Origin of the sequence: Micromonospora sp. NPDC049275 (assembly GCF_043197115.1) — a bacterium.
In the GTDB taxonomy this organism is placed as follows: Bacteria; Actinomycetota; Actinomycetes; order Mycobacteriales; family Micromonosporaceae; genus Micromonospora.
In genome coordinates, this window is record NZ_JBICSN010000023.1 from 46,967 (window position 1) to 58,809 (window position 11,843).

Sequence of the window (11,843 nt, forward strand, 5' to 3'; positions counted from 1 at the left end):
CTGCTCGTCGGTTGCTCGGTTGCTCGGTTGCTCGGTTGGCCGGTTGGCCGGTTGGTTCGGCGCGAGCGTGCTGCCTCCGCGTCGTGGTGCTGACGCCGAGGCAGCACGCCCGGCTGCGTGATCAGCTACGCAGGGCCCACTGCTGGTTCTGCTGCCCGTTGCAGGCCCAGAGGATGACCTTCGTGCCGTTGGCGGTGCCGGCGGCGTTGGCGTCGAGGCAGAGCCCCGACTGGACGCCGCTGATGGAGCCGTTGGAGTTGATGTTCCACTGCTGGTTCGCCTGGCCGTTGCAGTCCCAGATGATGACCTGGGTGCCGTTGGTGGTGCCCTGGCCGTTGGCGTCGAGGCACTTGTTGCCGTACACCTGGATCTGCTTTCCGGCGGTGTAGGTCCAGCGTTGGGCGGCGCTGTTGCTGATGCAGTCCCACAGTTGCACCTGGGTGCCGTTGGTGGTCGTGCCGTTGGGGACGTCGACGCAGCGGCCGGACTGGGCGCCCACGACCTGGACGTTCTGCTGGGGGTTGCTGCTGCCGCCGGCGGGGGTGTAGGCGGCAGCGGCGATGTTGGCCTGGACGGCGTCGTCGGTGGCCGCCGACGGGTAGCCGGACGTCAACACACCCTCGAAGAAGGTGCCGCGGCCGGTGATGCTGTTGTCGCCACCGATACCGAGCAGGATCGCCCCCTCCTTCTTCATGGGGTTGTAGCCGTTGGGGCGTCGACCGTCGAAGTAGGTCGTGAGACCGCCCGACTGCGCGTTCCCACCCCGGATCGCCCAGTGGTTCGGCTCGCCCTTGACCATGGCGGTCACGAAGCGGTGGTTGATGGGCGCGATGTTGTTGTAGCCGGCGTTCACGCCGGAGAACAGCCCCCACTCCAGGTCGGCCATGATCCAGGGGCCGGCCCCTGCCCCGTAGCCCCACTGCTTGTTCGCGCCGAAGTAGACCGTCTCCATGATGGCGCGTTCGTCGGCCAGGACGTTCGTCTGCGCGTTGCCGTAGTCGAAGCAGCACCACTGGTTGTAGTGCGTGCCGTCGACGACGGCGTAGATGCCCTCGGGCTGGTCGCCTGTCGCGACCCCGTTGGTGTTGTTGTTGCGGTAGCCGGTGCCGGGGGCGATGTAGACGCCGTACGCCTTCTGGCCGCCGATGGTGACAGGTGCCGCCTTCGCGTCGGCGAGATTGTCGTACCCGCCGGCGGCGGGACCCTTGAAGCCGCCCGGAGGCGCCTGGGTGAGGCGGTTGTTGCGGCCGGACTGGTCGTAGATGACCGTGATCACGCAGTTCGTGTTGGCGCAGAACGTGTCCTGCGTCGCGGCGTTGGCGACGCCGCCGGCAGCGAGTACGCCAACGTCGCGCGTGGTGTTGTCCGACGAGCGGCGGACCTGGTAGAGCGGGCCGTTGTACGCGCCGTACAGGGCCCGGGTGGTGCTGTGCGCGGCCACGCACGGTGTGCCGCCGGCGGCGTAGATGTCGCACGGGCCGGTCCCGGCGGCACGGGCGACGCCGGGCGTCTCCGAAACCACGTAGGCGCCGGCGCCGGCGGCGAGGACCACCAGGGTCCCCGCGGCGGCCAGCAAACGGCTCAGCCTTCTCTTGACGTCCATGGATTCCTCTTCACTGCTGGTGGGGTGGTGGGGACGGGTGGCGGCCAGGCGGTCGGGGAGCCCACGGACGTCAACGGAGGGGTTTCCGGTGGGTGGGCGCGGTACGGATCGATCCGCTGGGCGCTGGTTCACCGTGACGTAACACGTCACACCTCTCACATTAATGGTTGTCCATGCACCCGCGCTACCTCTCGCGCCCGGCCCCGGTGCGCCGCGACCTGTCGTTGCCCCGGGTTGCCGATAGCAGATCCGGACATGATCAGGGCGTTGTCCACAGTGGCGCCGGTTGTCCACAGGCCGAGGTCGCAGCGCCCCGCCGTTCCGCCCGTCGTCCTAGCGTCGCGGTGTGTCGCAGGACGAGGAGACAGAGGTACGCCAGCGTCTGCGCCGGTTGACGTCCCGGGCGGGTGGCGGCGGGCCGTTCGGGGAGGCGCTCTCGCCGTCACCGCGGGCCGGTGCGCCGCTGGCCAACCCGGCGGACGTGCCCCCCGAACCCGACGACGGCGGTGCGGCACGGCTGCCGGGCCCCGGGGCGTTCGATCCCGGGCGGCGCGGCGTACGGGCGCTGGCGGTCGTCGCCCTCGTGGTGGTGCTGGCCGCCGCCGGTTGGGCCTGGCGGTCCCGGCCGCACGCGGAACCGGTCGCCCCGTCGACCGCCGAGGCGGCCCCGGCCGTCGCGGCGGAGCAGGGGAGCGCCTCGGCGGCCGGCGAGCTGGTGGTGGCGGTCGCGGGCAAGGTCCGCAGGCCCGGGTTGGTGCGCCTGTCGGCCGGGGCCCGGCTCGCCGACGCCGTGCAGGCGGCAGGCGGCCCGCTGCCCGGGGTCGACGTGGCGCTGCTCAACCCCGCCCGCAAGGTCACCGACGGCGAGTTGATCGTGGTCGGGGGGACGCCACCACCGGCACCGGGCGGTGGGGCCGATCCGGCGGCCGGCGGAGCACCGGCCGCCGGCGGTCCGCTGAACCTCAACACCGCGACGCTGGCCCAGCTCGACGCGCTGCCGGGGGTGGGACCGGTGCTCGCCCAACGGATCCTCGCCTACCGGGATCAGCACGGCGGGTTCAAGGGCGTCGGTGACCTGCGCCAGGTCGACGGGATCGGTGACGCGCGCTATGAGCAGCTCAAGGACCTGGTGACGGTGTGAGCGGCGGTCACCCGGCACCGTCGCGTCGCGCCGCCACTGCCCCACGCGGGGCTGCCCCACGCGGGGCCCCGCCGCCCGATCTTCGGCTCGCCGGGCTGGCCGTGGCCGCCTGGCTCACCGCGCTCACCGGCCTGCACGTCGGCGTCCGCCCGCTCCTGCTGGTGGGCGGGACAGCGGCCGTGCTGTCGGCGTTGAGCGCCCTGCACCTGCTCGGCCGACTCGGTCACCCCGGGGCTTCCGCCCGTCGGCACGGCTGGATCGTCGTCGCGGTCGGCCTCGGCGTGCTCTGTGGCGCGGCGGCGACCGCCGGCCGCCTGGCCGTCCGGGACGCGCCGCCGATCCGCGTCCTGGCCGAGGAGCGTGCTCCGGTCACCGCCGAGCTGGTCGTCCGGGATGATCCACGCCCGATCCGATCCGCCGGCCGTCCCGGCATGCTGCTGGTGTCGAGTGAGCTGAAACGGCTGACCGGGCCGAACGGCCAGCGGGTCCACACATCGGCGCGACTGCTGGTCCTGGCCACCGACCCGGGCTGGCGAGGTCTGCTGCCCGGGCAGCGCGTGACCGCCGAGGGTCGCCTCGGTGTTCCGCGCGGCGGCGATCTCACCGCGGCGGTGCTCGGCGTCACAGGTCCCCCCGAGCGTCACGGTGCGCCGTCCTGGGCGCAGCGCGCCGCCGGCACGCTGCGAGCCGGCCTGCAGCGGGCCTGCGCGCCCCTCCCCGACGACCCGGGTGGCCTGCTGCCAGGGCTGGTCGTGGGGGACATCAGCCGCCTGCCACCCGCCGTCGAGGAGGACTTCCGGGCGACCGGAATGACACACCTCAATGCCGTCTCGGGCAGCAACGTCGCGATCGTGTTGGGCGCGGTGCTGTTGGTGGCCCGCTGGGCGCGCGCCGGCCCGTGGCTCGCCGGCCTGGTCTGCGCGGTGGCGCTCGTGGGTTTCGTCATCCTGGTCCGCCCGTCGCCGAGCGTCGTCCGGGCCGCCACGATGGGGGCGATCGGGCTCGTCGCGCTGGCCGCCGGTCGGCCCCGGGCCGCACTGCCCGCACTGGCCGCCGCCGTCACGGTACTGGTGCTGGCCGACCCCGAGTTGGCCGGCGACGCCGGGTTCGCGCTGTCGGTGCTGGCCACCGGGGGTCTGCTGCTGCTCGCGCCGCGCTGGCGGGACGGGCTGCGCCGCCGAGGTGTCCCGGCCGGGCTGGCCGAGGCGTTGGCGGTGCCGGCGGCCGCCCAAGTGGCCTGCGGGCCGGTCGTCGCCGGCATCTCCGGCACGGTCAGCCTGGTGGCGGTGCCGGCCAACCTGCTGGCGGTGCCGGCCATCGCTCCGGCCACGGTGCTGGGCGTGACGGCTGCCGTGCTGTCACCGGTCTGGCCGGCCGGCGCCGGGTTCGTCGCGTGGCTGGCCAGCTGGCCGGCCTGGTGGCTCGTCGTCCTCGCCCGCCACGGCGCCCGCCTCCCCGCCGGCACCCTGCCCTGGCCGGGCGGCGCGTGGGGTGCCCTGCTGTTGGCCGGGCTGACCGCGGCGCTGCTGGTCGCCGCACGTCGACCGCTGGTACGCCGACTGGTGGCGGTCGTCGCTCTCGCCGCGCTGCTCGGCGCCCTCCCGGTCCGGCTGCTGGCCACCGGCTGGCCGCCGCCCGGCTGGGTGGTGGTGGCCTGTGCCGTGGGGCAGGGCGACGCCCTGGTGCTGCCAGTCGCCCCCGGTCGGGCGGTGGTGGTCGACGCCGGACCGGACCCGGGCGCGGTGGACGGGTGCCTGCGGCGGCTGGGCATCCGGGAGGTGCCGCTGCTGGTGGTCAGTCACTTCCACATCGACCACGTGGGCGGTGTGGCCGGGGTGTTCCGAGGCCGGCGGGTGACCGCCGTGCTGACGCCACCATCGACGGACCCGGCGAGCGGCCGGGACGCGGTCCGCGCGGCGGCGATGAGCGGGCGGGCCGCGCTGCTCGGCACCACCGCCGGGGCGCTGCATCGGGTCGGCGGTGTCGACCTGCTCGTGCTCGGTCCTCCGTACCCGCTGGCCGGCACCAGGTCCGACCCGAACAACAACTCGCTGCTGCTGCGCGCCACCGTCGCCGGTGTACGAATCCTGCTGCCCGGCGACGCCGAGACCGAGGAGCAGCACGCCGTGCTGGCCCGTACGGCGCCGGAACAGCTACGTGCGGACGTGTTGAAGGTCGCCCACCACGGCTCGGCGTATCAGGACGACGGCTTCCTGGCCGCCGTCCGGCCGGCAGTCGCGTTGGTGCCGGTCGGTGCGGGCAATACCTACGGGCACCCGAACCCGGCGCTGCTGGCCCGGCTGAGCAGGAGCGGCACCCGGGTCCTGCGGACCGACACCGACGGCGACCTGGCAGCGATCCGAACCGGCGCCGGCCTCGCGGTGGCCCACCGAGGGGTGCCACCCGGACGACCGCCATAGGAGGCGACCGCCGCCATTCGGCCTGCCCTGGCGTGGAAATTGCAGCACCGGGAGTGAAATGAGGGCCGTCTTGCGGATTAGATGGTGAACCGAGGTAAATGTCTGGATTTGCGCTAAGTGCGGGCTGCCCCGCCCGGGCGGCGAATGAGCAGGCCCGTACCCGCCATGGGCCGTGCGAATATGGGCGACGTGACCCCCGCCAGCCTCGCACCCATTCTGCTCGTCCTCGGCGACGAGGAGTTGCTCGCCACGCGCGCCGTGACCGAAGCTGTCGAGCGGGTCCGCGGCATCGACGCCGGGGCGGACGTTCGCGAGTACCAGGCAGGTGCGCTCACCGTCGGTGAGATCGCCGAGATGCTCAGCCCGTCGCTGTTCGGTGGGCGGCGGCTGCTCATCCTGCGCTCCGGTCAGGACGCCCGGAAGGACCTGGTCGCGGCGCTGCTGGCGTACGCGAAGAATCCCGACCCGGACGTCCAGTTGCTGGTGCTGCACCTGGGCGGGGCCAAGGGCAAGGCGTTCGCCGACGGGCTCCGGTCGGCCGGCGCGACGGTAGTCCCGGCGGCCAAGCTCAAGGGGCACCGCGAACGGGTCGCCTTCGTCCGCGACGAGATACGCCGGGCCGGCGGAAAGTGCACCGACGACGCCGCCGAGGCGCTGATCGCGGCCGTCGGCAATGACATGCGTGAGCTGGCCGCCGCCTGCTCCCAGCTCATCGCCGACACCGACGGGCGGATCAGCGCCGAGACGGTGGCCCGTTACTACCGGGGCCGGGTCGAGGTGACCGGCTTCACGGTGGCGGACGCCACAATGGTCGGCGACGTGCCGGCCGCTCTGGAGGCGCTGCGCTGGGCCCTGCACGTCGGCGTCGACCCGGTGCCCATCGCCGACGCCCTGGCCGACGGGGTGCGTACGGTGGCACGGGTGGCGTCGGCCGGGCGGGGCAACCCGTACCAGCTCGCCAGCAGTCTCGGGATGCCGGCCTGGAAGATTGAGCGAGCGCAGCGGCAGGGGCGCGGCTGGACGCCAGAGGGGCTGGTCCGGGCCATGCAGGTCGCCGCCGAGTGCAACGCGGCCGTCAAGGGCGGCTCGGACGACCGGGCGTACGCCCTGGAGCGGGCGGTCTTCTCGGTGGCGGCCGCCCGGCAGGGCAGCAGCCGGTGACGGGGCCGAACCGTACGGCGTGGGCCACCATGCCCGCCGACGAGGAGCGGTACCGGCCGCTCTACGCCCGGCTCCTCGGCCTGCGGTTCGTCAACCCGGGAGGGGTGCTCTGCTTCCTCTTCTTCGAGGGCGCCATCGCCCTGGCGGTGCTGCTCGCCCTCGCGGAGCTGGTGACCTGGTGGGCGGTGCTGGTGCTGCCCGTCGTGGTGGCGGCGATGGTCAAGCTCAACGACATGGTGGCCGCCGTGGTGGTGCGTTCCGCCGCGCTCGTGCCCGAGCAGGAGCGGGACCGTTTCCGCCGACAGATGGAGCCGGTGGTCGGTCGCGCCCGGGTCGCGAACGCCATGACACCGGTGATGGTCACGGCCGACCCGATACGCCCCGCCCGCCGCACCGACCAGTCGGACTGACCGCCGCCGAGCGCGCTGCCGTCGTGGACGACGAGCCCGGTGGGCCACGGCGTCGCCGACAGCACGGATGCGCTGATCAGCCCTGACGCCGCAGGCGTGCCGATCCGCCGCTTCGCTAACGCCGCAGGCCCGCCGACCGGGCCGCTGGCGTCACTCGCGCTCCGGCCGGGCCGCTGGCGTCACTCGCGCGCCGATCCGCCGCCGACGCACCGCCGGCGCGCGCCGACCCGTCCGTGGGCACACGGAAGCCCCGGACCGGGGTCCGGGGCTTTCCGAATCAGTCTGACGGTGAGCCGTCAGGCGGAGAGCGCCACCACGCGCTTCGCGATCGCGGACTTGCGGTTCGCGGCCTGGTTGGAGTGGATCACGCCCTTGCTGACGGCCTTGTCCAGCTTGCGAGAGGCGTCCAGCATGAGCGCGGTGGCCTTCTCGACGTCACCGGCCTCGGCAGCCTCGTTGAACTTCCGGACGGCGGTCTTCAACGACGACTTGACCGACTTGTTGCGCAGCCGGGCCTTCTCGTTCTGCCGGTTGCGCTTGATCTGGGACTTGATGTTCGCCACGCGACAGCCTCGTCTTGATAGCTCGGGTTGGTCAGCTTCTGTGCGCCGGATGACGACCATGCGTCATCGCTGCGCGAAGAGCCAGGTTACCAGGTCGCCCGGGACGAGCCAAAACGGCTCGGTCGGAAGCGGCGTCCGCCCGGTTCGCAGGCGGCACCCAGGCGCCTCGGGTTCCTGGAAACCAGGGTATCCGCCCGCGGTCGAAAGCCCGGTTTCCAGGAACCCGAGTCGATCACGGTCTGCCGCGGTCACGGTCTGCCGCGGTCACGGTCTGCCGCGGTCACGGTCTGCCGCGGTCACGGGCCGCCGCGGTCACGGGCCGTTATGTCCCGTCACCGCCAGCGCTGCCGGCGGGCGAGCCAGTCGAGAGCCTGTTCGCCGCTCCACCGCTGGTGCGCCGAGCGGTGCGGAGAGGCAGTCACAGGTGTCGCGTCCGCTCCGGTGAGGTAGTAGCCGGCCAACGCGGCAAGGGTGGCGTCCAGCGCGTCCGGGGGAGCGCCGGCCGATGCCGGGTGCCCCGCGAAGAGCCGGTCGGTGTCCAGGCCGCTGGCGTACGCGGTGAGCAGCAGGCCGGCCAGATCGAACCAGGCCGGCCCGGAGCAGGCCCAGGTCCAGTCGCAGAACCAGGCGCGACCGTCTCCGTCGATGAGCACGTTGTCCACCCGCAGGTCGCCGTGGATCATGCCGGTCGCGCCGTCCGCGTACCGGGGGAGGCGGGACTCCAGCGCCACCAGCTCGGGCAGTCGACCCCGGGCTGCGGCGGGCAGCGCCGGGGACGGTTCCCGGCCGGCGAAGACCTCCTCCCACCAGAGGATGTCCGAGCGGGCCAGCTCGGCGAGCTGTGGCAGGCCGAGCGCGGTCAGCCCGGCCGGCGGGGCGGCCAGGGCGGTGGCGACCTCGGCGTACGCGGCGAGCGTGGCGTCCAGCTCGGCGGGCACCCAGGGCAGGCGCGGGGTGTGGCCGTCGACCGCGTCGGTGCAGAGCGCGAACCAGCCGGACTCGTCGAGCGTCCACCGCAGGCGGGGCACCGGCAGGCCGGTCGGCAGCCGGTCGAGGATCGCGGCCTCCCGCGCGTACCCCTGTGCGAGGCGCGGTTGCGCGACGGCGGGTGCCGCCTTGACGAAGGCCCGGCCTCCGTCGGCGGTGTCGAGCACGGCGGCGAAGCCGCGGGTGAAGCCGGCGGCGGCGATCCGGGCGGCGACCACCGGCGCGCCGAGGCGGCCGGCGATCGCGGCCCGCAGCGCCGTCGGCAGCGCCGGCCACGACGGGCGCAGCGCACCCGCGTGGTACGGCAGCGGGGGCAGCGGCGGGGAGGACACCACACCATGCTGCCCCGGGGTACGTGCGCGGCGCGCGACGACACTGCCAGACTGCCAAGCCATGAGGACCGAGGACTTCTGGCAGCTGATCGACCAGGCCCGCGCCGGGGGCGGGGGAGAGCCCGGGCCGGTCGCCGCGCGGGCCGTCGCCCTGCTCGCCGAGCGCGACCCGGAGGACATCATCGGGTACGCCCACCACCAGCGCAGGGTGCTGGCGGCCTCGCACAGGGCGGACCTGTGGGGCGCGGCGTACCTGATCAACGGCGGTGCCTCGGCGGACGGCTTCGAGCACTTCCGGGGTTGGCTGATGACCCAGGGGCGGGCGGTCTTCGCCCGCGCGGTCAGCGACCCCGACTCGCTGGCCGAGCTGGCCCAGGTGCGGGCCGCCTCGCTCAGCGGGGAGGAGTTCTCCGCCGAGCAGATGCTCTCGGTGCCGTGGGACGCGTACCGCAAGGCCACCGCGTCGGATTTGCCGGAGGACCGCGAGCCGGTGCGGACGCCCGATCTGAACGACTTCTGGGACTTCGACGACGAGGAGGAGGCCCGTCGTCGCCTGCCCCGGCTGGCCGCGCTGTTCGTCGAGCCGCCCCTGGAGTGAGAGGTCCTCGGGGCCCATCCGTCGCCCGCGCAGCGGGCGTACCCCGACGGCGTGGGAACATGGAGGGGGTCGGCGGCGCGCCGGCCTGTTCACGTCAGCCGACCAGAACGGACCGCTGTGCCACCGAAGCTCGATCCCGGCGCGAACGCCCCTGGAGCCACCGACCCCGGTCGCATCCGGAACTTCGGCATCATCGCCCACATCGACCACGGGAAGTCGACCCTGGCCGACCGGATGCTGCAGCTCACCGGCGTGGTCGACCCCCGGCAGATGCGCGCGCAGTACCTGGACCGGATGGACATCGAGCGCGAGCGCGGCATCACCATCAAGAGCCAGGCCGTCCGGATGCCGTGGACCATCCGCGAGGGCGAGCGGGCCGGCGAGCACGCGGTGCTCAACATGATCGACACCCCGGGGCACGTCGACTTCACCTACGAGGTGTCCCGGTCGCTTGCCGCCTGTGAGGGCGCCGTGCTGCTTGTCGACGCCGCGCAGGGCATCGAGGCGCAGACCCTGGCCAACCTCTACCTGGCGCTCGAGAACGACCTGCGCATCATCCCGGTGCTCAACAAGATCGACCTGCCGGCCGCCCAGCCGGAGAAGTACGCCGAGGAGTTGGCCCACCTGATCGGCGGCGACCCGGCCGACTGCATCCGGGTCTCCGGCAAGACCGGCGAGGGCGTCCCGTACCTGCTCGACGAGATCGTCCGGCAGTTCATCCCGCCGGTCGGTGACGCCGAGGCGCCCGCCCGGGCGATGATCTTCGACTCGGTGTACGACGTCTACCGCGGCGTCGTCACGTACGTCCGGGTCATCGACGGCCGGATCAGCGCCCGCGACCGGATCAAGATGATGTCGACGGGCGCGGTGCACGAGCTGCTGGAGATCGGCGTCATCTCACCGGAGATGGTGAAGGCGGAGGCGCTCGGGGTCGGCGAGGTCGGCTACCTGATCACCGGTGTGAAGGACGTCCGGCAGTCCCGGGTCGGTGACACGGTCACCATCAACGCCCGGCCGGCGGCCGAGGCCCTGGGTGGCTACAAGGACCCGAAGCCGATGGTCTACTCCGGCCTCTACCCGATCGACGGGTCCGACTACCCGAACCTGCGTGAGGCCCTGGACAAGCTCAAGCTCAACGACGCCGCCCTGGACTACGAGCCGGAGACCTCCGGCGCGCTCGGGTTCGGCTTCCGCTGCGGCTTCCTCGGCCTGCTCCACCTGGAGATCATCCGGGAGCGGCTGGAGCGCGAGTACAACCTCGACCTGATCTCCACCGCGCCCAACGTGGTGTACCGGGCGATCACCGACGACGGCGAGGAGATCGTCGTCACCAACCCCAGCGAGTACCCCAACGGCAAGATCGCCGAGGTGTTCGAGCCGGTGGTCCGGGCCACGGTGCTGACCCCCAACGACTACGTGGGCGCGGTGATGGAGCTCTGCCAGGGCCGGCGCGGCAGCCTGCTCGGCATGGACTACCTCTCCGCCGACCGGGTGGAGCTGCGCTACACGCTGCCCCTCGCCGAGATCATCTACGACTTCTTCGACCAGTTGAAGAGCCGTACCAAGGGCTACGCCTCACTCGACTACGAGCCCTCCGGCGAGCAGGCGTCCGACCTGGTGAAGGTGGACATCCTGCTGCACGGCGAGCCGGTGGACGCGTTCAGCGCCATCGTGCACAAGGACAAGGCGTACAACTACGGCGTCACGATCGCCGCCAAGCTGCGTACGCTCATCCCGCGCCAGCAGTTCGAGGTGCCGATCCAGGCGGCCATCGGCAGTCGGGTCATCGCCCGGGAGACCATCCGCGCGATCCGCAAGGACGTCCTTGCCAAGTGCTACGGCGGTGACATCAGCCGAAAGCGCAAGCTGCTGGAGAAGCAGAAGGAAGGCAAGAAGCGGATGAAGATGGTCGGCCGCGTCGAGGTGCCGCAGGAAGCCTTCATCGCCGCACTGTCCTCCGACTCGGGCGACACCAAGACCCCCAAGAAGTAACCCCCCCCACCTGCCCGGTCCCCTCGGTCCCGCCTGGGCCGGCCTCGCCGTGCGCCGTGCGGTGATCAAGAGGTTCGCGTCAGCTGGGACCGGATCCTGACGCGAACCTCTTGATCACCGGCGCCGGGCGGCGGGGTCGGCGGGGGCGCCGGGGGAGAAATTTTTGGGCCGTCGCGTGAAGTCGTCGCCCTGGGCAACATGATGCCTGACCTGTGTGGACGCGTTTCCCCCTCCAATCGACGCAGCCCCTCGGCATCGACGGCGACAACTTCTTCGCGGTTGAGTCGGTTTGGATTTTTGGTGGGTCGGGAACTTAGTCGCCACGACAGGAAGCACACATTGTGTGTCAGACATTCTTAGAAGGAGGGCGACCGTGGAGCTCACCGTGTGGGGCATCATCACTGCCATCGTTGTTGGTCTCATCGTCGGGGCGCTCGGCCGCCTGGTTGTCCCGGGTCGGCAGAACATGCCGATCTGGCTGCACCTGCTGATCGGTATCGGTGCGGCTCTGCTGGGGACGGTGCTGGCGCGGGCGATGGGCATCGCGACCGAGACGTCCGGTATCGACTGGACGGAGCTGCTGGTGCAGGTCGTGGTGGCCGCGATCGCGGTCGCGCTGGTGGCCGGTGTGGGTGG

At 72.5% G+C, this 11,843-nt stretch carries 10 protein-coding genes; 7 read left to right on the forward strand and 3 right to left on the reverse strand.

From position 1 onward, the window contains the following. Positions 1 to 121 precede the first annotated feature (121 nt). Positions 122 to 1,603: an arabinofuranosidase catalytic domain-containing protein gene (locus tag ACGFIE_RS32960; RefSeq protein WP_393302308.1), complete on the reverse strand. Its 1,482-nt coding sequence runs from the start codon at positions 1,601 to 1,603 to the stop codon at positions 122 to 124. Positions 1,604 to 1,949: 346 nt separating this feature from the next. On the opposite strand from ACGFIE_RS32960, the gene ACGFIE_RS32965 reads away from it, so the two are divergent. The 4 genes from ACGFIE_RS32965 to ACGFIE_RS32980 all read left to right on the forward strand — a co-directional run bounded on the left by ACGFIE_RS32965 (position 1,950) and on the right by ACGFIE_RS32980 (position 6,735). Further along, positions 1,950 to 2,744, forward strand: a complete 795-nt coding sequence (locus ACGFIE_RS32965) for a helix-hairpin-helix domain-containing protein (protein ID WP_393302311.1) — start codon at positions 1,950 to 1,952, stop codon at positions 2,742 to 2,744. Further along, positions 2,741 to 5,164 carry a ComEC/Rec2 family competence protein gene (locus tag ACGFIE_RS32970; protein ID WP_393302313.1) on the forward strand — a complete coding sequence of 808 codons (2,424 nt, stop codon included), beginning with the start codon at positions 2,741 to 2,743 and terminating at the stop codon, positions 5,162 to 5,164. The genes ACGFIE_RS32965 and ACGFIE_RS32970 overlap by 4 nt, the downstream gene beginning before the upstream one ends. A 180-nt stretch (positions 5,165 to 5,344) precedes the next feature. Continuing rightward, positions 5,345 to 6,325, forward strand: a complete 981-nt coding sequence (holA, locus tag ACGFIE_RS32975) for a DNA polymerase III subunit delta (protein ID WP_363689368.1) — start codon at positions 5,345 to 5,347, stop codon at positions 6,323 to 6,325. Continuing rightward, positions 6,322 to 6,735 carry a hypothetical protein gene (locus ACGFIE_RS32980; protein ID WP_393302316.1) on the forward strand — a complete coding sequence of 138 codons (414 nt, stop codon included), beginning with the start codon at positions 6,322 to 6,324 and terminating at the stop codon, positions 6,733 to 6,735. Before holA ends, ACGFIE_RS32980 begins: the two co-directional genes overlap by 4 nt. Positions 6,736 to 7,031: 296 nt before the next feature. Here ACGFIE_RS32980 and rpsT read toward each other — a convergent pair whose 3' ends face one another. After that, positions 7,032 to 7,298, reverse strand: a complete 267-nt coding sequence (gene rpsT, locus ACGFIE_RS32985; RefSeq protein ID WP_007464006.1) for a 30S ribosomal protein S20 — start codon at positions 7,296 to 7,298, stop codon at positions 7,032 to 7,034. A gap of 332 nt (positions 7,299 to 7,630) precedes the next feature. Continuing rightward, positions 7,631 to 8,617 carry a phosphotransferase gene (locus ACGFIE_RS32990; protein WP_393302319.1) on the reverse strand — a complete coding sequence of 329 codons (987 nt, stop codon included), beginning with the start codon at positions 8,615 to 8,617 and terminating at the stop codon, positions 7,631 to 7,633. Between the two features lie 61 nt (positions 8,618 to 8,678). Between ACGFIE_RS32990 and ACGFIE_RS32995 the strand changes: the two genes are divergently transcribed. The 3 genes from ACGFIE_RS32995 to ACGFIE_RS33005 form a co-directional block, all read left to right on the forward strand. Next, on the forward strand, positions 8,679 to 9,215 hold the full coding sequence (locus ACGFIE_RS32995) for a DUF4240 domain-containing protein (RefSeq protein WP_393302322.1): 537 nt from the start codon (positions 8,679 to 8,681) through the stop codon (positions 9,213 to 9,215). 117 nt (positions 9,216 to 9,332) lie between these two features. Further along, a complete protein-coding gene (lepA, locus tag ACGFIE_RS33000; protein WP_393302325.1) occupies positions 9,333 to 11,207 on the forward strand; it encodes a translation elongation factor 4 in 1,875 nt (624 codons plus the stop codon). Between the two features lie 373 nt (positions 11,208 to 11,580). Continuing rightward, a partial coding sequence (locus ACGFIE_RS33005; protein ID WP_393302328.1) for a GlsB/YeaQ/YmgE family stress response membrane protein occupies positions 11,581 to 11,843 on the forward strand: 263 nt, incomplete at its 3' end.